The sequence below is a fragment of the Bradyrhizobium genomosp. I (2014) genome (assembly GCF_000261685.1).
GTDB lineage: Bacteria > Pseudomonadota > Alphaproteobacteria > Rhizobiales > Xanthobacteraceae > Bradyrhizobium.
This window is the reverse complement of record NZ_AJQE01000416.1, coordinates 1-20,392: the sequence shown is the minus strand read 5'-3', so window position 1 is coordinate 20,392 and position 20,392 is coordinate 1. Positions and strand designations below refer to the sequence as shown.

General features: G+C 65.6%; 15 protein-coding genes. 8 read left to right on the top strand and 7 right to left on the bottom strand.

Annotation, left to right across the window (positions count from 1 at the left end; all coding sequences use genetic code 11):
- Positions 1 to 47: 47 nt before the first annotated feature.
- From IC50_RS36225 to IC50_RS36205, 5 genes are all read right to left on the bottom strand, one after another.
- Positions 48 to 821, bottom strand: coding sequence for an anti-sigma factor family protein (locus IC50_RS36225; protein ID WP_035716321.1), 774 nt, complete (start codon positions 819 to 821; stop codon positions 48 to 50).
- Entirely contained in the window at positions 818 to 1,348 is a 531-nt protein-coding gene (locus tag IC50_RS36220; protein WP_035716319.1) for an RNA polymerase sigma factor, read from the bottom strand. The genes IC50_RS36225 and IC50_RS36220 overlap by 4 nt, the downstream gene beginning before the upstream one ends.
- A 42-nt stretch (positions 1,349 to 1,390) precedes the next feature.
- A complete protein-coding gene (locus IC50_RS36215; protein ID WP_035716317.1) occupies positions 1,391 to 2,845 on the bottom strand; it encodes a YncE family protein in 1,455 nt (484 codons plus the stop codon).
- 9 nt (positions 2,846 to 2,854) lie between these two features.
- The gene (locus IC50_RS36210; RefSeq protein ID WP_085974130.1) at positions 2,855 to 3,358 is read right to left on the bottom strand and encodes a DUF305 domain-containing protein; all 504 of its coding nucleotides are present in this window, start codon (positions 3,356 to 3,358) and stop codon (positions 2,855 to 2,857) included.
- Positions 3,359 to 3,807: 449 nt separating this feature from the next.
- Complete coding sequence (locus IC50_RS36205) at positions 3,808 to 4,833, bottom strand: AraC family transcriptional regulator (protein WP_081492595.1); 1,026 nt, start codon at positions 4,831 to 4,833, stop codon at positions 3,808 to 3,810.
- A gap of 188 nt (positions 4,834 to 5,021) precedes the next feature.
- On the opposite strand from IC50_RS36205, the gene IC50_RS36200 reads away from it, so the two are divergent.
- From IC50_RS36200 to IC50_RS36175, 6 genes are all read left to right on the top strand, one after another.
- A complete protein-coding gene (locus tag IC50_RS36200; protein WP_035716309.1) occupies positions 5,022 to 5,471 on the top strand; it encodes a cupin domain-containing protein in 450 nt (149 codons plus the stop codon).
- Between the two features lie 105 nt (positions 5,472 to 5,576).
- Positions 5,577 to 7,067 carry a flavin-containing monooxygenase gene (locus IC50_RS36195; protein ID WP_035716306.1) on the top strand — a complete coding sequence of 497 codons (1,491 nt, stop codon included), beginning with the start codon at positions 5,577 to 5,579 and terminating at the stop codon, positions 7,065 to 7,067.
- A gap of 96 nt (positions 7,068 to 7,163) precedes the next feature.
- On the top strand, positions 7,164 to 8,231 hold the full coding sequence (locus IC50_RS36190; RefSeq protein WP_035716300.1) for a hypothetical protein: 1,068 nt from the start codon (positions 7,164 to 7,166) through the stop codon (positions 8,229 to 8,231).
- Positions 8,232 to 8,297: 66 nt separating this feature from the next.
- Positions 8,298 to 9,293, top strand: coding sequence for an NAD-dependent epimerase/dehydratase family protein (locus IC50_RS36185; protein WP_035716297.1), 996 nt, complete (start codon positions 8,298 to 8,300; stop codon positions 9,291 to 9,293).
- Between the two features lie 214 nt (positions 9,294 to 9,507).
- Positions 9,508 to 10,701 carry an efflux RND transporter periplasmic adaptor subunit gene (locus IC50_RS36180; protein WP_035716295.1) on the top strand — a complete coding sequence of 398 codons (1,194 nt, stop codon included), beginning with the start codon at positions 9,508 to 9,510 and terminating at the stop codon, positions 10,699 to 10,701.
- Positions 10,702 to 10,727: 26 nt separating this feature from the next.
- On the top strand, positions 10,728 to 13,886 hold the full coding sequence (locus IC50_RS36175; RefSeq protein ID WP_035716290.1) for an efflux RND transporter permease subunit: 3,159 nt from the start codon (positions 10,728 to 10,730) through the stop codon (positions 13,884 to 13,886).
- 105 nt (positions 13,887 to 13,991) lie between these two features.
- Here IC50_RS36175 and IC50_RS36170 read toward each other — a convergent pair whose 3' ends face one another.
- On the bottom strand, positions 13,992 to 16,259 hold the full coding sequence (locus tag IC50_RS36170) for a cation:proton antiporter domain-containing protein (RefSeq protein WP_035716287.1): 2,268 nt from the start codon (positions 16,257 to 16,259) through the stop codon (positions 13,992 to 13,994).
- Positions 16,260 to 16,618: 359 nt separating this feature from the next.
- Positions 16,619 to 17,791, bottom strand: coding sequence for an MFS transporter (locus IC50_RS36165; protein ID WP_035716283.1), 1,173 nt, complete (start codon positions 17,789 to 17,791; stop codon positions 16,619 to 16,621).
- Positions 17,792 to 17,841: 50 nt separating this feature from the next.
- On the opposite strand from IC50_RS36165, the gene IC50_RS36160 reads away from it, so the two are divergent.
- Positions 17,842 to 18,663 carry an AraC family transcriptional regulator gene (locus tag IC50_RS36160; protein ID WP_035716279.1) on the top strand — a complete coding sequence of 274 codons (822 nt, stop codon included), beginning with the start codon at positions 17,842 to 17,844 and terminating at the stop codon, positions 18,661 to 18,663.
- Between the two features lie 330 nt (positions 18,664 to 18,993).
- The gene (locus tag IC50_RS36155) at positions 18,994 to 20,346 is read left to right on the top strand and encodes a malonyl-CoA decarboxylase (protein WP_035716276.1); all 1,353 of its coding nucleotides are present in this window, start codon (positions 18,994 to 18,996) and stop codon (positions 20,344 to 20,346) included.
- The last annotated feature ends 46 nt before the right edge of the window (positions 20,347 to 20,392 follow it).

Below are 20,392 nucleotides of genomic sequence, written 5' to 3'. Positions count from 1 at the left end.
GCGATTTCGTGCACGTCAATTCGTGAGCGCGAGCGGCGACACGGCGTTCAGATTGGACGGGACTGTCTCCGAACCGCATCTGCGATAGGCTTCAGCGATTCAGGAGTGGCACGGCCAACCAGACTATAGCCCAGCCCGTCGTCGGCCCAGGCATAGCCTCCGATGTCGCCCTGCGATTGAGGCGTCATGGGCGCGTTCTGATCCGCCCTGCTCATGGACCGGATCAGCACGACGATCCGGCTGCCACGATCATCGTCATACATGAACATGGCCGCCGGACCATGCGGGCTGGCAACAACGCGACCTCCCATCAACCGATAGCCTGACGCGGCAAGGTCCGGCACCTTCACCGGCCGGCGCAGCCGGTCAGAGACCCAATGCACGAGTTCGGCGCTGTCGGAGGCGCGAACCTCGACGGGCCGGACGCGATCCGGTGCGTAGACGCTGTAGGTGGACGCCGCCTCCTGCCCGAGCGCAGCCAGTCCGCTCGGCGACGGCTGAAGTGCACCGTGCATGGACCAGCCGCCGACACCGCCAATGCTCAAGAGCAGAAGCGCCGCCGCGGCCCAGGGCACGAAGGACGGCCTTCGGGCCCGCCGCTCGATGATACGCGACAAATTCAGCTCTGCGGGCAACGGCTCCTCGGCAACAGGCGCAAGCGCCGCGCGCAACAGCTCGCGCTGGCTGGCAAAGGCGGCCGCGCGCCTGGCGACATCCGGATGATCGTTCAGATATGCCGCGACCTCTGCCTGCCGCTCCGGCTCGAGGACCCTGTCCACATAGCCATGGAGATCATCTTCCGTGATCGGACGATGGCTCATTCTCTCGCGCTCCGGATTGACACGATGTTGCCTGCAGCGCCGATAGACGGTCGTTCAAGCTCCTGCTGCAGCCTTTCTCGCGCACGGGACAACCGCGACATCACCGTACCCACGGGAATGTTGAGCACTTTGGCCGCATCCGCATAGGACAAGTCCTCGACCGCGACGAGCAGAAGCACCGCCTGCTGATCCCTCGGGAGCTTCGCGAGCTTGTTCAGCACATCCTGATACATGAGCTTCTGCTCCTGTGCAGCAGCCTCGCCGAATTCGTTCTCGTCTCTCTCGTCAATCGGAACGTGGCTGCCGCGCGACGCCGATCGGCGAAACTGATCGACTGCGAGGTTGTGCAGTATGGAGAACAGCCAGGAGCGGACATTGCCATCGCGCCGCTGACACCAGCGACTGACCGCGCGCTCCAGGCAATCCTGTACCAGATCGTCGGCGGCCACACGATCGCGAACGAGCGAGCGCGCGTAGCGGCGGAGCGCGGGGATCAGCGGCTCGACCTGAACCAGCATGTCCTGCATCGCGCGTTCCGCCTGCTCTCTCTGTTGTCTTCAGAATGAACGCTATCGGGACTCGATCTGAACCGGCTTGCCCGGCATGGCCGCATCGCCGGACACAATGACCAGATATCGCCTGTCCGTCCTGGAGCTCGGGTCGACGATCTGACGGATCGGGCCTGTGGCGTTGACAATAGCAGATCCGGCCGGATTGGTCATGAAAGCAGCCAGCGGTTGCAACGGGCCGCTGCCATCTTCATGCCTGGCGAGCGCCAGCACATATTTCTGCTTCGGCTGAAGTCCGGTGACGGAGGCCTGCAGGATCTGGACCAGACCCTGATCGAACAGCGATACGGTGGTCGGCACCCTGGCGGCCCTCCCTCCTTCCTTCGGCGCCAGCGCGAGGTGCGCGACCTGGCCGGCGACGCCGAGGGGCTGCAGGTTCTGGCGGTCATCGGGATCGGGCGCGGCATTCGGCACATAGGCGATCGCCTGCGGCGCCTGCCCGATTGGGACATTGGCGATGACCTTGTTGGTCGCAGTATCGATCGCGGCCAGCGCATCCGCGTTCTCCAGCCCGACATAGACGCGCGTGCCATCGCCCGAAGGCCACACGCCATGTGGAAGGTTGCCGACCGGGATGGTTGCGACCTGCGAGAAGTCGCCCGTGCTGAACACCTTGACCTCGTTCAATCCACCCACGGTGACGTAGGCGAACGTTCCTTTCGCCGTATGGGCGAAGTTCACGTGATTGGTAATCGGTCCGGTGTCGATCGTCTTGATTGGATCGAACGGCGGCCTGGCGTTGAACACCTGGGTCTTGCCGATGTCCTTGAGCGTGAACCAGACCTGGTCGCCTTCCGGCGTCACCGCGATGTTCGGACAGAATGGGCTTTCCTGCTTCACCTTGGCGATGATCTTGTGCTCGGCGACCGAGACGACGTCGGTCTCCGGATTGAAGGAGGAACATATGTAGCCGTACTTGCCATCCGGCGAGAACATCTGCATGCCCGGGCCGCTCGGCGTCGTGATGCGGTCCTTCTCCTCGAAGGTTCCGGCATCGAGCACGGAGATGTAGTTCTCCCCGCGTACGGTAACCCACACCTCCTTGCCGTCAGGCGTGAAGAACGCCTCATGCGGCGAGCGGCCGATATAGGTGACGTGCTTGATGGCATTGCTCGCCGTATCGATGAAGGTCACCGAGTTCGAGCCGATCGAGACCACCGCGAGTGTGCGGTGATCGGGCGAATAACCCATGCCGTGCACGAGCACCTGGCCCTTGTAGAGAGGGCTGAAGTTGCCGGGCTGGGGATCACCGAGCCTGATCACGCCGAGCAGCTTGTTGTCGACGGGATCCGTCACGGAGACCGTGTTCGAGAACTGCTCGGCCGCGTAGACACGGTCATGATGTCCGATCGGGAGATCGGGCGAGGCCAGTGCACCCGGAGCTTGGCCGGCCCACGCGGCGCCACTGGTCGCCAGCATCGTGGCCGCCAGGAAAAGTGTCTTCAAGGTTTTCATGTCTGGCTCCTAGTGCTTCGTTCCGGCGGCCACGTTCGACTGCATGCCCGAATGGTGATCCTGCGCCGGCGGGACGAGCTGCGGCTGGGTCGGCGCAGGGGCGGTATCGGTCACGGGCTCGCCGATCGCGAGCTTCATGGCCGCGATCTCCTGCGTCTGGTCGACGATGATCTCCTGCGCGATTCGCCGAAGCTGCTCGTTCTTGCCGTAGCGCAGTTCAATCACGGCCATATCGATGGCGCCCTGATGATGCGGGTTCATCATGGCCACGAAATCGCGATCGATGTCGCCGGTCGGCTTCACCGCCATGTCGTTCATCATCTTCGTCATGGCGGCATCGTTCTCATTGAGGAACGCGCTCTCGTCGGCGTTGAGCGCCGTCGGATGGCTTTCGACCGGATGGCTTTCGTGAGCAAGGAGCAACGACGGAACCGCAAAGGCGAGCAGCAGTCGCGCGCCGAATGCGGCTGCGGCGAGACCCGGTCGCCGAACCTTGCCAATGAGCGCCGTCATGACGCTGCGAAACCCTGACCTGTGCATTTTGAACTCCGCGGGTGCTGTATTGAGGGTGTGACGTCTCGCAACGCCTGTCATTCCGCCTACCGCTTCAAGATCTTTGCCGTCTCCGATGGTGGTCATCCCGGCAGCAGGGACTGAGAAGTAGGACGTGCCGGCGCACGTCCTATTCCATCGGCGCACTCGGAAATTCCGGAGCGACGGGTCGTGGGCTGGAAAATGCAGGCGTTACAAACGCTAAGGGATCGCCAGGAAAATCGATCACATAAACGTCAGCGTTGCCGGCGCGCAAAACCGCAGTTGGAAGAGATGGTGAAGTGAAGCCTCGAGGTGCGCCGCGCCTTCACGTGTCAGGCCGACCACTCCTCGCCCCACGCCTGAACGACATGGCCCGGCGTGACGTCGCGGTACTGCCGGATCGGCGGCGGCTGTGGCTCGACAATCGTTCAGCTCATCCTTCGCCGCAGCGTTGCCGAAGGCGTCTCACCGAATTTCTCGCGGTAAGCGCCGGCCATGCGGCCGAGATGGGTGAAGCCGAGATCGAAGGCGAGGTCGGTGATGGAGACACCGGCGGAAGCCTGTGCGAGGCGGGCGTGGAGGCCAGCGAGCCGCATGTCGAGCAGCATCTGGGAAATGGACACGCCAAAGTGACGGCGGAAGCCGAGCTGGAGCGCGCGGATGCCGATGCCTGAGACACAGGCGAGTTGCGCAAGATCGAGCGGCTCGCCGGCATTGTCCGCCAGATGGTCGCGCGCGGCGCGGAGGGCACGCGGCAGGCGCTCCGCCTGCCCCGAGAACGTCCTGATCGCATCCGACAGGCCGTGCCGCTGCCCGCTGAGGAGATGATCGAGCAGCAGTTCGCGCCAATCGGCCATCGCCACCGGCGAAAGCCTGCCTGATGGCCCGAGACGCTCGGCAAGCGTCATCAGCCCGGCCAGGCTGGTCTGCAAGGCCCGCCCCGCCGGCGCGTCCAGCTCGATCGCGGGATCGAACTCGACCACCCCGGTCGCCCTGCCCGACAACGCCGCAGCGCGCTGCTCGACCATGCGGCGGTCGAGCAGCAGGATCGCTTGCGCGCAGCCAGCCCAGATCATCCGGGTCGGGACGGTCGGCGACAGCAGCGACGCCGTCCGGTCCGGCGCGACATCGAGCTCGCCGACGCCGGCGCGAATGCGGGCGGTGCCCGCGAGCGGGACCTGCACCAGGAAGAAGCGCTCGAGGCAGCCGGGATCGATACTGACCGATCCGCCATAGGCCACGTAATTGATGGAGAAGCCGTCGAAATCAGCGCAATTGTGCCGGGCGGAGAACCCGTCCGCCCGTGCCTGCGTCGGCTTCAGATCGTGCGGACAGAAGATGCGCCCGATCTGCTCGGCGGCTTCTTCGACATCATCCGTAGTGACGCGGGCGAAGGCCGCGAGCCGCTCGGCTGCGGGCGCCCTTGCGCTCATTTCCAGCACGGCTGCGGACATCATCGACCACGCTTCGCGTCGCGGAATTGCTTTAAGCCTATAATAGTTTCCGCGAGGCGAAAAGGGCCGCCCCCGTGAAATCGCCGCGCTGCATGGCAATAGCCTCATTCGGATTCGTTTAGCGGATAGACAGACGGCCCCTGGCTGGTCGAAGCTCCGTCCCCGCCGGTATCCATGAGGAGGTGAGCATGACCGCACTCGAAAAGGGCATTACCGCGAACGGCACAGGCTACGGCGGCAAGAGCTGGAACATCCTCGGCCAAGTCTATTTCCCCAAGGCCGTCACCGACTCCACCTTCGCCTTCGAGACCAACAGCGATCCCGGCCAGTTCGTGCCGGTGCACATCCATCCGACCCAGGACGAGTTCATCCTGGTGCAGGAAGGCACGCTCGACCTCAAGCTCGACGGTCAGTGGGTCAGGGCTCATGCCGGCGATCTCGTCCGCATGCCCCGCGGCATCCCGCACGGCTATTTCAACAAGTCCGACAAGCCGTGCCGCGCGCTGTTCTGGGTCTCGCCGATGCAGAAGCTGGAGGCGCTGTTCAACCAGCTCCACAATCTGACCGACCCTGCCGAGGTCGTCCGCATCTCCGCGCTGCACGAGGTCGACTTCCTGCCGCCCGAAGCCAACGACTAGGCCGATCGCCTCCTCGTCCACTTTCATCTGCTTGCAGCCCGGCCGGCCGCGCCTCGCGGCCGAACGTGGCCGCTTGCGCAAAACACATCGATTGCGAGCCATCCCATGGTCAGCCCCAAGCATGTCTGCGTGATCGGCGCCGGCGTCTCCGGTCTTGCCGCCGCAAAGGCGTTCTCCACCCGCGGCCACCGCGTCACCATCGTCGAGCGCAGTGGCGATCTCGGCGGCGTCTGGGAACCGGCGCGCTCCTATCCCGAGGTGCAGACGCAAAGTCCGAAGGAGCTCTACCGCTACACCGATCGCGCCATGCCGGACGCCTATCCGGAATGGCCGACCGGACCGCAGGTCCATGCCTATCTCGCCGACTACGCCAGGAGTTTTGGCCTCGAGCGCATGCTGCGCCTCGACACGGAGGTCGCCGGCATGGAACGGCGCGCCGACGGCAAGCCGGGCTGGACGCTGGCCCTGGAGGACAGGGACGGCACGAGCACGAGCGAGAGTTTCGATTTCGTCGCCGTCTGCACCGGGCAGTTCAACGAGCCGCGCGAGCTGCATTGCCCGGGCGAGGACGCCTTCCTCGCACAAGGCGGCCAGATCCTGCATTCGTCGAAATACGGCGATCCGACGCTGGCAAAGGGACGCCGCGTCGTCGTGCTCGGCGGTTCGAAGTCGGCGACCGACATCGCGGTCAACGCGGTGAAATCGGGCGCCCGCGAGGTCACCATCGTGATGCGCGAGCCGGTCTGGCGCATTCCCTATTTCATTGGCGGCCTCGTGAACTTCAAGCGCATCCTCTACATCCGCGCGCAGGAGGAGATGTTTCCGGGCTGGGGCATCAGCGCGATGGGGCGGCTCGCGCATCGCATCGCCGCGCCGCTGGTGTGGGCAAACTGGCGCGGGCTGGAGAGCCTGCTGAAGGCGCAGCTCAAGCTCGGCCGCTGCAACATGGTGCCGAAGGAGCGGATCGAGGACGGCGTCAACTGCTCGGTACCGATCGCAACGCCGGACTTCTATCCGATGGTCGCCGACGGCCGCATCAAGGCGGTGTTCGGCACGTTCGACCACTATGAAGGCGACAGCATCGTGATGAGCGGCGGCGAGCGCGTCAGTGCCGATGTCGCGGTGCTCGCGATCGGCTACAAGCTCGGCGTGCCCTTCCTGCCCGAAGCTTACAGGCAGAAGCTGGTCGATGCCGACGGGCAGTACCGGCTCTATCGCCTGATCGCCAATCCCGATCTGCCCGAGCTCGGCTTCGTCGGCTTCAACTCGTCGTTCTGCACCGTGCTCTGCGCCGATCTCGCCGCCAACTGGCTGGTGCGCTATGCCGACGGCCAGCTCGCCAACCAGCCGACGGCGCAGACGATGCGCGACAACATCGAGATGATGCTGCACTTCAAGCGGGTCGAGCGGCCCGCCGCGGGCGTCTATGGCGGCCTGTGCGTCGCGCCCTATCACTACCGCCATTTCGACGAGCTGATGGCCGACATCGGCGCGAAGCAGCAGAAACGCGGCGGGCTCGCGGGGCGCTTCCAGCCGCCGGATGCGGATGACTATGCGAAGTTCCTGGCGACGGCGCCGGACTACCAGGCGGCATAAGGACAAGAATTGCGGCTGAGCGGGGATTTGCATCTCGCCAGCCCTCGCCTCCGACGCTTACGATCTCCCTGGCCACCGAATCGATGGGAAACGGCCATGGGATCCAGACGTCTTGCCATCTTTGCGGCTGTTGCCTTCTTCGTCGCAGCGTCCGCCGCAGGCGAACAGCGCGCGCTCACGCCCCGGCAGTCGGAGGCGGTCGCCGCCTATGACAAGGCCCTTGGCGAGTTCAAGTCAATCCTGGCCGAACGGCGACGCCAGATCGACGCCAAGGAGCCGCTGCCGAACCTGCCGGGACAGGCGCTTTATCTCGCGCGCGTCGCCGTGATCAGCGCTTACAAGGATCTCACCGACGCCATGCCGTCGCGAATCGGCCGGCCCAACAAGTTCGAGATTCCGCCGGCCTATTTCGATGCCGACATCGAGCCGCTGGTCGACGAATACGGCAAGCTGTTCGACATCATGGAGGCGCCGCCTGCCGGCGCGCAGAACTCGCCTACGCCGTTCAAGGACGTCGTCGATCTCGCCGTCGCGATTGCGCGCGTCAAGGGGCTGGCGCCTGAACATGCCGAGGCTGCCGGCCGCATCAGCCTCGGGCTGTTCTTCGCGGAAACCAACGGCAAGCAGAACGTCCGCAACGGACGCTCGAACACCTACATGGGCAGCTTCCAGACCGGCCCCTCCGAGGACCGCAACGGCCACAGGAAGTGGCAGGCCATCAAGGACGAGATCGCGACGATCGATCCGCACCTGAGCGCGCGCGACGACAAGGAGGAGGCCCGGGCCCGCGGCACCGACCACCGCTTCAACCACTGGACCAACGTGCGCGACGGCCTGATGAACGCGCACGCTGATCTGTTCCGTGAGATACCCGGAATCGTGAAGACGCTGCCCGATCCGATCGACCAGATGAAGCTGTTCGAGCTGATCCAGATCGTGCCCACGCCGACGCGAGCCGCGCTGAAATCCGGCGACCTCCTGAACTACAGGGTGTCCAGCCCCACGATCATGAAGCACCTGCGCAACAACAGCATTTTTGCATTCGGCCGGGCCGACCGGGCGCGCAGCTCGGCAAGCTATCGCGAGATCCTCGCCGCGATGTGGCTGTTCAACCGGAAGTTCGAGAAGGCGATGGCGAAGTATGCGGAGATCAGGCCGCGCTGAGGGATCGGTTGCAACCGCTACCGGACGTTGTAGTCTCGCGATCTCATCGGCGAAACGGATCACCTCATGCGCATCCTCATTCTCGGCGGGAGCCAGTTTCTCGGCCGGGCGATTGCAAGCCATGCCTGTGCCGCCGGCCACGAGGTGACCTGCGCGGCCCGCGGCCTTGCGGGGCCGATTGCGGCGGGCGCCCGCTTCGTGCGGATCGACCGCGACATGGCCGACGGTCTTGCGCCGGTTGCGAGCGAGACATTCGACGCCGTGGTCGATGTCGCGCGTCATCCCGGCCAAGTTCGGCGCGCGGTCGCCGCGCTGAAGCGGCCGGGGGTGCATTGGACCTTCGTGTCGACGATCAGTGTGTATGCGGACAACCGCATCCCGGGGCAACGCGCCGACACCGCGCCGCTGCGCGAGCCTGTTGACGCGGAGATCGAGCAAAGCACCGACGCCATCTACGGCGCCGCCAAGGTCGCCTGCGAGCAAACGGTCGGCAACGACGCCTTCATCTGCCGCGCCGGCCTGATCGCCGGGCCGGAGGACCCGACCGGACGGTTCGCCTACTGGCCGGCGCGTCTGGCGCACGGCGGCGAGGTGCTGGCGCCGGGATCGCCGGAGGATGCCGTCCAATTCATCGACGTGCGCGACCTCGCGCAATGGATCGTGCATGCGGCAGAAACCCGTCTCACCGGCATCTATGACGGGATCGGGCCAATTCGCACGCGCGGCGAATTCCTGGCCGAGTGCGCAGCCGCGCTCAACGCGTCCTGCACCTTCACCTGGGTCGATCGCGCCTTTCTCGAGGCGCACGACGTGCGGCGCTGGGCGGGTCCGCGGTCGCTGCCGATGTGGCTGCCATTGCCCGACTTCGCCGGCTTCCTGACACGCGACACCTCGCCGGCGCGCGCGGCCGGACTGACCTCGCGACCGGTCGCGGTCACCGCACGCGACACGCTTCATTGGCTCGACGCCAGCAACGGCCCGGTCATCGGGCTGACCGCCGATGAAGAGCGGGACGTGCTTGCGGCCTGGCATGCGCGAGGGACAGCTGCGACCGGAGTCTGACCCGATCGTGCTGACGGACCATTCCGTCCGGATCGGCGCGTCCTTCAGGCCGTTGTCGTCGTCGGCCTTGCGCAACGTGCCGTTGGTCGTGGCCTCGTTCAAGGCCACATGGCCGATTACGGTGCAAGCCTGGTGACTGCCATGGCTATGGTGTTCCACGGCCAGTCATTTGTTGCTAGCCTGCCACCGACAGACACTCATCGGGGACCACCGAATGACCTCAGCGAATCCCGCATCTCCCGCACGGCGCAATGGAGCGTGGAGGCATATCGGGAGGGGACTGGCCGCAGCAGTGGCCGTGGCCGTGCTCGCCGGCTGCGAGGACAAGAACACGTTCGTGGCGCCGCCGCCGCCCAAGGTGGACGTCGCGACGCCGGTGCAGCGTCCGGTGACGCGCTACATCGAGGCCACCGGCAACACCGCGCCGATCAAGAGCGTCGATCTCGTCGCGCGCGTGCAGGGCTTTCTGCAGACGATCGACTATCAGGACGGCGCCTTCGTCAAGCAGGGCACCCAGCTGTTCACGATCGAGCCGGAGACCTACAAGCTCAAGCTCGAGCAGGCGCAGGCAGCCGAGGCCGGCGCGCAGGCCTCGCTCCGGCAGGCGGAAACCGACTACAAGCGGCAGGCCGAACTGGTGCAGCGCCAGGCCGTCTCGCAGGCCACGCTCGACACCTCGACCTCGAACCGCGACAACGCGCAGGCCAACCTCCAGCAGGCCCAGGCCAACACCAGGCTCGCCGAGGTCAATTACGGCTACACCAAGGTCACGGCGCCGTTCGACGGCATCGTCAGCGCCCATCTGGTCTCGATCGGCGAGCTCGTCGGCGTCTCCTCGCCGACCCAGCTCGCCACCATCGTCGCAATGGACCCGATCTATGTGAACTTCACCGTCAACGAGCAGGATGTGCTGCGTATCCGCGCAGAGGCGGTGCGCCGCGGACTGACGCCCGCCGACCTCAAGCAATTCCCGATCCAGATCGGGCTCCAGACCGAGACCGGCTATCCGCATGAGGGCAAGCTCGACTACGTCTCGCCGACCCTCAACCAGTCGACGGGCACGCTGGCGGTCCGCGGCCTCGTTCCCAACGACAAACGGGTGCTGCTGCCCGGCTATTTCGTCCGCGTCCGCGTGCCTTTCGACCAGGAGAAGAACGCCCTGCTCGTTCCCGACACTGCGCTCGGCAGCGACCAGGGCGGCCGCTATCTGCTGGTGGTCAATGGCGACAACGTGGTCGAGCAGCGCAAGGTGCAGATCGGCCCCGTCGACAACGGCCTGCGCGTGATCGAGAGCGGCTTGAAGCCGGACGACAGAGTCGTGACTGCGGGGCTGCTGCGGGTGATCCCGGGGCAGAAGATCGACCCGCAGGTGACGAAGATCGACCAGTCCCAGGCGTCTGCCAAGTAATACCTGCCGAGTAGGAGCCGCCGGCCATGATCTCAAAGTTCTTCATCGAGCGGCCGGTCCTCTCGAACGTCATCGCGCTGCTGATGATCCTGATCGGCGGCGTCGCGCTGTTCAACCTCGCGATCGCGCAATATCCCGACGTGGTGCCGCCGACCGTGCAGGTCACCACGCGCTATCCCGGCGCCAGCGCCAAGACCGTGATCGACACGGTCGCCTTGCCGATAGAACAACAAGTCAACGGCGTCGAGGACATGCTGTACATGCAGTCCTACAGCGGCTCCGACGGCACCTACACGCTGACCGTGACCTTCAAGATCGGCACCGATCTCAACTTCGCGCAGGTGCTGGTGCAGAACCGCGTCTCCAGCGCGCTGTCGCAATTGCCGCAGGCGGTGCAGAACCAGGGCGTCACCGTGCAGAAGCGGTCGACCTCGATCCTGCTGTTCGTGACGCTGACCTCGCCGGACGCAAGGTACGACAGCCTGTATCTGAGCAATTACGCCACCATCAACATTCGCGACGAGCTCTCGCGCCTGCCCGGCGTCGGCAACGTCACGGTGTTCGGCGCCGGCCAGTATTCGATGCGAATCTGGCTCGATCCCAACAAGCTGCAAGCCCGCGGCCTGGTGCCGCAGGACGTGATCCAGGCGATCCAGCAGCAGAGCCAGCAGGTCTCGGCCGGCCAGGTCGGCGCGCCGCCGACGCCGCCGGGACAGGCTTTCCAGTACACGCTCAACGTCAACGGACGGCTCGACGACGCCGGCCAGTTCGAGAACATCATCGTCAAGTCGGGCAGCAACGGCGACGTCACGCGGGTGCGCGACGTCGGCTGGGTCGAGCTCGGCGCGCAGACCTACAGCCAGATCTTCTCGCTCAACAAGCAGCCGGCCGTCGGCATCGGCGTATTCCAGTCGCCCGGCGCCAACGCGCTCGAGGTCGAGCGGGCCGTCGAGAAGAAGATGGCCGAGCTCGCCAAGCGGTTTCCGGAAGGCATCAAGTACGACACGCCGTTCGACACCACCAAGTTCGTCGAGGCCTCCGTGCACGAGGTCTACATGACGCTGATCGAGGCCGGCCTGCTGGTGCTGGTCGTGATCCTCGTGTTCCTGCAGGACTGGCGCGCGATGCTGGTGCCGGCGACGACGGTGCCGGTGACCATCATCGGCGCCTTTGCCGCTATGGCGGCGCTCGGCTTCACCATCAACATGTCGACCCTGTTCGCGATCGTGCTTGCGATCGGCATCGTCGTCGACGACGCCATCGTCGTGGTCGAAGGCGCCGCCCACAACATCGAGCAGGGCATGAACGGCCACGACGCCGCGATCAAGGCGATGGACCAGCTGTTCGCGCCGATCGTCGGCATCACGCTGGTGCTGATCTCGGTATTCCTGCCGGCCTCGTTCCTCGCGGGGCTGACCGGGCGCATCTATTCGCAATTCGCGCTGGTGATCGCCGCGACCGCGCTGCTGTCCGCCATCAACGCCGCGACCTTGAAGCCGACGCAATGCGCGCTCTGGCTGCGGCCGACGGTGCCGCCGGAGCAGCGCAATTTCTTCTATAGAGGTTTCAATGCGGTCTACAATCGCGTCGAGCGCGGCTACACGAGGCTGATCACGTTCCTCGTGAAGCACGCCACCATCTCGGTCGCGTTCGCGCTGCTGGTCATCGGAGCCAGCGGCTACGGTCTGTCGCGGGTGCCGACCGGCTTCCTGCCGATCGAGGACCAGGGCTATCTGATCGCCGCCGTGCAGCTGCCCGACGGCGCCGCACTGGAGCGGACGCAAGCCGTGCTCGACAGGGCGAGCGAGCTGATCAAGGAGACGCCGGGCGTGCAGCAGGTCATCACCATCGCCGGCATCTCCGCACTCGACAACAGCGCCAGCCTTGCCAATGCCGGCGTCGCCTACATCATCCTGAAGGATTGGGAGGCCCGCAAGGGGCCCGGCGAGGATCTGCGCTCGCTGGTCTACGGACTGAACGACAAGCTCGCGACCATCATGGAGGCGCGCACCATCGTGCTGCCGCCGCCGCCGATCCAGGGTATCGGCAACGCCGCCGGCTTCTCGATGCAGGTCGAGCTGCGCGACGGCAACAGCGATTTCGCGAAACTTCAAGCCATCACCGGGACGATGATCTCCAACGCCCAGAGCCAAAGCGCGCTGCAGCGCGTTCAGTCCTCGTTCCGCTCCTCGGTGCCGCAATTCGACGTCGAGATCGACCGCGTCAAGACCCAGACCCTGCACGTCACCACCGACCAGGTGTTCTCGGCACTGTCCACCTATCTCGGCTCGTCCTTCGTCAACCAGTTCAACAAGTTCGGCCGCGTGTTCCAGGTCTACACCCAGGCCGATGCGGCATTCCGCGTCACCGAGCGCGACATCGCCAACATGCAGGTGCGCAACTCGAACGGCGACATGATCCCGATCGGCACCGTCGCCAAGATCACGCCGGCCACCGGCCCGTCGCTGATCAGCCTCTACAACCTCTATCCGTCCTCGACCGTGATCGGCCTGCCGGCCCAGGGCTACTCCTCCGGCCAATCCCTGAAGCTGATGGAGGAGATCGCGGACAAGACGCTGCCGCCCGGGACCGGTTATGAATGGACTGCGATGTCGTATCAGGAGAAGGCGGTCTCGAACCAGATCTACTGGGTGTTCGGCCTCGCCATGCTGCTGGTCTATCTCGTGCTCGCCGGACAGTATGAGAGCTGGTACGCGCCGATCTCGGTGATCCTCGCGGTGCCGCTGTCGCTGCTCGGGCCGATGCTGATCCTCTCCGGGCTCAAGATCGACAACAACCTCTATTGCCAGATCGGTCTGATCCTGCTGATCGCACTCTCGGCCAAGAACGCCATCCTGATCGTCGAGGTCGGTCTCGAGCTGCACGGCCGCGACGGCAAGCCGATCCTGGAGTCCGCCATCGAAGCCGCGCGCGCCCGTTTCCGCCCGATCCTGATGACCTCGTTCGCCTTCATCCTCGGCGTGGTGCCCCTGGTGCTCGCCACCGGCGCCGGCGCCAGCGCCCGCAAGTCGATCGGCATCACCGTGTTCTCGGGCATGCTGGCCTCGACCTGTCTCGCGGTGCTGTTCGTGCCCGCCTTCTTCGTGGTGGTGCAGCGCTTCGAGAACTGGCGCGCGTCGAAGAAGGCGCCGAAGGTGGAGAAGGTGGCGGAGGTGAAGACCTAGGCGCCGAACATCCACATCGTCATTGCGAGCGCAGCGAAGCAATCCAGAATCTTTCCGCAGTGAGAGTCTGGATTGCTTCGCTCCGCTCGCAATGACGGCGAGGGCTCAAGCCTTCTCCGCCGGAGCCTGCCGCACCTCGCCGCTCGACACCAGGAGCACCGAGACCTTCGACTGCCTGAGCACAGCGTCGGCGACGCCGCCGAAGGAGAGATGATCGGCCTGGATGCGGTCGACCCCCATCACGACGAGATCGACGTCGGTGGTGTCGATCTCGCGCAGGATCGCCGCCTCCGGCGCCCGGTTCACCCGCAGCGTGGTGGTGATGTCGACGTCGTAGCGGGCGGCGAGATCGCTGGCGTCCTTGAGGATGGCCGTCTCCTGGCTCAGTCCGCGGGAGGCGCCGCGCTGTGCCCCCTTGTCGCGCGTCGTCGCGACATAGATCACCCGGAGCGAGCCCGATCCCGCCTGCGCCAACGCGACCGCAATCTCGGCGCCGCGCTTGGAGACGCCGCTGCCCGAAACCGGAACGAGGATGTTGAGGGTGTCGGGCATCGGCTGCTTCAGATGCCTGCCCTTGGCCGCGACGATCGCGAGCGGTCCTTCGAACTGCGCGGCGATGTCGTCGATCCTCCGGTCGAAGCGGTCCTTGGTCGCGGTCACCCTGTCGATGCCGACGACCAGGAGGTCGAATCCCTTGCGCGCTTCGTCAGCGATCGTCGCGCCGAGCTCCGTCTGCCTCGTACGGGTGACGACATCGAATTTGCCGGCGTCTCCAGCGCTGTTGATCGACACCGTCTCGGCGGCCTTCTTCACCACGGCTTCGTGGCTATCTTTCTCGTCGCGCCCTTTCTCCTGCTCCTTGGCGCGCTGGCCGATATGCAGCACTGTGATCGGCAGGCCGCGCATGCCGGCGATCAGGCCCGCGATGCGGGCGGCGAAGGTGGCGTTGACGCTCTCGTCCACGGCGAGCAGAGGGCGCTCGAGATTGGCGACGAAGCCGCGTTTCTCGAATTCCTCCCGCTCCAGGCGTTCCTTCTCCTCCTTGTTCATCGGCAACCGAGCCAGCGCCGCACGCAGCATCGGCGGCATCGCCATCGTGGTCACGATCGCCATGGTCACGATCATCGTGAACAGGTTCTGGCTGAGCACGCCGATGGAGAGGCCAATGGTGGCGATGATGACTTCGGTCGAGCCACGGGCATTCATCCCGCTCGCGAGCGCCAGCGACTCCCGGGTGCTGAGGCCGCCAACGGTGCCACCGACGAAGGCTCCGCCGAACTTGCCGACGCTGGCGATCACGACCAGGAGGCCTGTGAGCATCAGCAGATCGGGATCACGCAGCACCGAGAGATCGGCGCTGAGGCCGGCGAGGCCGAAGAACACCGGCATGAAGAAGCTCGAGATCAGTCCGCGCAGGCGCTCGTCGATCTGCCGCGTCAGGATCGGAGACTCGCCGACCAGGACGCCGGCGACGAAGGCGCCCAGCACGGTGTGGACGCCGACCAGATGCGTGATCATCGCCATGACGCTCATCAACAGCAGGATAACCGTGATGACAGCCGCCGCACTGACGAGATTGTCGTTGGCCCAGCGGATCAGCTGAAACACGAGGCGGCGCCCGATGGTGAAGCTGACGGCGAGGAAGGCGAGCGTTCCCAGCACGGCTTTCGCCACCGAGGCAATATCGAGCGTGCCGTGCGAGGCCAGGCTGAAGATGACGGCGATGATGATCCAGCCGATGGTGTCGTCGATGACGGCGGTCGCGACGATGATCTGCCCGACGTTGCGGCGCATGAAGTTCATCTCGCGCACCACCACGGCGACGATCTTCACCGAGGAGATCGACAGCGCCGTGCCCATGAACAGCGAGGCCACGAGGCGCTGTTGCGGATTAGGGAGCAGCGCGTCGGGCAGGAACTCACCCAGCGCAAAGCCGCAGGCGAAGGGCACGACGATGCCGGCGATCGAGATCGCGATCGCGGCCTTGCCGACCTTCCGAACCAGCTTGAGGTCGGTTTCCATGCCGGTGAGCAACAGCAGCAGCAGGATGCCCACTTGCGCGATGCCGTCGATCATCGCCCTCTGCTCGGGCGCGTTCGGGAAGATCGCGTGCTGCGCCTCGGGCCAGATCCAGCCGAACAGCGACGGCCCCAGGATGATGCCGGCGAGCAGTTCGCCGATCACCGAGGGCTGGCCGATCCGCTGCATGATCTCGCCGAGCCCGCGGCCGACCGCGATCAGCAAGGCGATCTGTACGATCAGGAGGAATTCCGACGGTCCGGCCGATTTGCCGGCTTCGGCACTGGCCGCAAGGGTGGTGAGGACAAGCGCCGCAGGGACGAGGACGACCGGTCGGAGCAGGCGCCATGGCATGCAGGTGTCTTTCCCCCTTCATCTGCGCCGGTGTCGGGGCGCCACAGGGATAGAACCCGCGGAAGGCGGCTCGGGTTCCACCAGGCGCGGCGGGGTCAAAAACGAAAAGTGCGAAAACAACCCCATGCACAGTAGGGATGGGGTTGAAAAACCTTGCGAAAATTTCGGCCCTACCGAAGCGACTTGCGCCGTCGGGCAAAACACTGGCAGAATGGCATGATGGGTGGCATCCGTGACCTGGCGACGTTCACCGTCATTGCTGCGGGCAAGCCAGAGCCCCTCCCCGGCTGCTTCATCGCAACGCCTCGTCGCAAATAACGAGTGGAGAGAGCCCGGCCTTGAGCCACGCTCGTGCCCCCTCACGCCGCCACGGGCGTCCTGATTTCGCGCGGCAGGATCAGCGCGGCCGCGATCGCGAGCAGGCAGAGCGCGGCGAAGGCGTGCAGCATGGTGACGAAGCCGCCCTGCTCGTAGAGCCAGGCGACCAGGCCGACGGACGCGCCCGCCGCAGTGAAGCCGACGAAATAGCGCACGGCATAGGCGCGCGAGCGCCACTCCTCGGTGGTGTACTTGCCGACCATGGCGTCGTTCACCGTGACCTGCCCGAATGCGCCCATGACGATGCCGATCGAGACCACGATCAGCGGCAAATTGGACAGGCTCGCGGCCAGATACAAGAACGGCGCCAGCATGAAGGACAGCGGCAGCGCCACCGTCTTCAGCGAGTAGCGGTCGAGCAGCCGGCCGATCGTGTACTGGGTCATCGCGCCGAACACGTAGACACAGGCGGCGATGACCCCGAGCAGCGCCGGGCTCCTGGTGAGATCGGCCAGCCGCTCCGCAAACAGCTTCGGCAGCGCCACGGTGACGGCGTTGAAGGTCGTCGAGATCGCGATCACCACGATCAGCAGCGCCAGGATCACGCGCCACATGTCCTGTCTTGCCACCCGCGCCTGCGCCGCGGCCTGCTTCGAGCCCTTGCGGTCCTCGTGCACGACGCTCATCGCAAAGCCGATACCGATCAGGACGGTGACCACGCCGGGAACGATGAATGCAAAGCGCCAGCCGAGATACTGGCCGATCACGCCGGTGACCAGCGCGGAGGAGGCAACGCCGAGATTGCCCCAGACGCCGTTGATGCCCATCTCGCGGCCGAGCCTGTCGGCATAGGACACGATCATGGCGGTGCCGACGGGGTGATAGATCGAGGCGAAGATGCCGATCGCGAGCAGCGCCGCGCCGAGCTCGACCTGTGTCTGCACGAAGCCGACCGCGATCATCGAGGCGCCGATGCCGACGAAGAAGATCAGCATCATATGGCGGCGGCTCCAGCGGTCCCCGAGCCAGCCGGTGAGCAGCGAGCCGGCGCCGAAGGCGACGAAGCCCGGCGTCGCGTAAGGCAGGAGTTCCGAATAGGCCATGCCGAGCGCCGGGCCCATGATGATCACGGCGGCGGCGAAGATCAGCATCGAATAGTGGTCGATGAAATGGCCCGCGTTGACGAAACTGATGACCCGACCGGGGCTGTTCATACGAATCCTCTCCTGCTCCGAAATGAGTTATATGTCGTGCCCATGACGGGATGCCGCCAATGACTGTCTTGGAAACGCCAATCTTGGAAACGCCAATCCTGCGGGAGGTCCGGAGCAATCACCGCTCGCCCGCGGGCGTGCACCTGGTCGCCCGCGATTATCCGAAAGGGATGCGGATCGAGCCGCACCTGCACCGCGAGGCGCAGCTGATCTATGCCGCGAAGGGCACGATGCAGGTGACGACGCCCGGGGGGCGCTGGCTGGTGCCGCCGGACCGCGCGGTCTGGGTGCCGGCCCGGCTCGAGCATGCCATCGACCTGCTCGCCGACATCGAGATGCGCACGCTGTATTTCGAGCTGCCCTGGCTCAAGCGCGAGCGGCGTTACAGCGGTCTGACCAGCGAGTTCGTGGTGCGGGTCTCGCCGCTGCTGCACCAGGCGATCCTGGCGCTGTTCGACGCCCGCAACACCGAGGCGCGGACCGAGCTGCTGGTGCGCCTGGTGATGCTGGAATTGCACCAGGCCGAGGATTCCGCGACCTTCGTGCCATTGCCGCGCGAGCCGCGCTGCCGCCGCGCCGCCATGATCGTGCTCGACGATCCCACCGGCCTGCACGAGATCGAGGCGCTGGCGCGCGAGGTCGGAACTTCCGCGCGCACGCTGTCGCGGTTGTTCTCGAGCGAGACGCAGCTGAGCTTCAAGAGCTGGTGCCAGCGCGCCCGCATCGCCTCCGCGATCCAGCGCCTGTCGACGGATGCGAGCGTGTCGGTGAAGCAGCTCGCCACCCAGCTCGGCTACGCCAGCGTGCCAGCATTCTCGGCCGCGTTCCGCCAGGTGACGGGACGGACGCCGACGGAGTTTGCGGGGAAGTAGGCTGCCGGCATTGACAAGAGGTCGTCATGCCCGGGCTTGTCCCGCCTGCGCGGCCGAAGCGGCTTCGGCGAGGCGAAGGCCCGGGCATCCACGTTCTTCGTGCCGCGTGGCAAGGCGTGGATGGCCGGGACAAGCCCGGCCATGACGATGTGGCAACTGGAATGCCTCAAACGGCCGTATGTGATCTCAGCACGTTCGCCCGGACATGACGGCATTCTCCAAACGCACGGCCGAACTAAAGATGCCATATCGCCCTGCTTGATTGTGATCGGCTTCCACCCAAATCCCGTGTAAGCTCCCGCTTCGCACAAACCTGACACGAAAGCCCAGATGGCCAACGCCTTCTTCTCCGACCTGCTCGCCACCATCTCCGAGCGCGGCCGCACGCTGCTTCGCCGTGGAGACTCCGCCGACACCAGGCGGGGTGCCGATGGGCTGATCGAGCTCTGCGATGCGCTGCTGTCGGGCCGGGGCGAAGCCTCCGGCACGGCGATGGCGCGTGAGGTGCTCGACATCTACCGGGGGCTGGATGCGGCAGGACGCCGCGCCTTCTTCGAGGGACTGGTGCGCGATTTCGGCCCCGATCGGGAGCGCCTGTCCAGGGCGATCGAGAAATGGCGCGCCCAGCCGAGCGACGAGGACGCGAGCTCCCTGCACTTCGCCTCCGAGCCGCGGCGGCAGGAGCTGATCCGCCGCCTCAACCGTGCGCCGGGCGGCACCGGCGATCTCGTCAGCATGCGCGCGGACTTGCTCGGCATGATGAACGGGCACACCGATCTCGCCGCGCTCGACCGCGACGTCTCGCACCTTCTCTCTTCGTGGTTCAACAGGGGGTTTCTCGTGCTGCGCAGGATCGACTGGTCGACCCCGGCCAACATCCTCGAAAAGATCATCCGTTACGAAGCCGTGCATGAGATCAGCGACTGGGACGATCTGCGCCGCCGCATCGATCCGGTCGACCGCCGCTGCTACGCCTTCTTCCATCCCGCCATGGTCGACGAGCCGCTGATCTTCGTCGAGGTGGCGCTGACCGAAACCATCCCCGGCGCGATTGCGCCGCTTCTCGCGGTCGACCGCCGGCACCTTCCCATCGAGAAGGCGCGCACCGCCGTGTTCTATTCGATCTCCAATACCCAGCGCGGCCTGGGCGGCATCTCCTTCGGCAGCTTCCTGATCAAGCAGGTGGTGGAAGAGCTGCGCCGCGAGTTGCCGAAGCTCGACACCTTCGTGACGCTGTCGCCGGTGCCGGGCTTCATGCCATGGGTGAAGCAGGACAAGGATTTGCCGCTGTCGGACGAGGACCGCGAGGTGCTGAAGCGTCTCGACGATCCCAAATGGTTCGAGAGCCCCGAGACGGCCGCGCTGCTGCGCGGCGTGCTGGAGCCGCTCGCGGCGCATTACTTCCTCAAGGCACGCACGCCGAAGGGCAGGCTGATCGATTCCGTCGCCCGCTTCCATCTCGGCAACGGCGCAAGGCTCGAGCGCATCAACTGGCTCGGAGACCTCTCGCCGAAGGGCATGCGCGAGTCGGCGGGCATCATGGTCAACTACCTCTACCGCCTCGATGACATCGAGAAGAACCACGAGGCCTACGCCAATGACGGCGAGGTGGTGGCGTCGAGCGCGGTGAAGAAACTGCTGAAGAGCGAAGGACGGCGGCTGCTGGATATGCGGTTGTCGTAGGGGCGGTCGGCTCGTACCACATCGTCATTGCGAGCGAAGCGAAGCA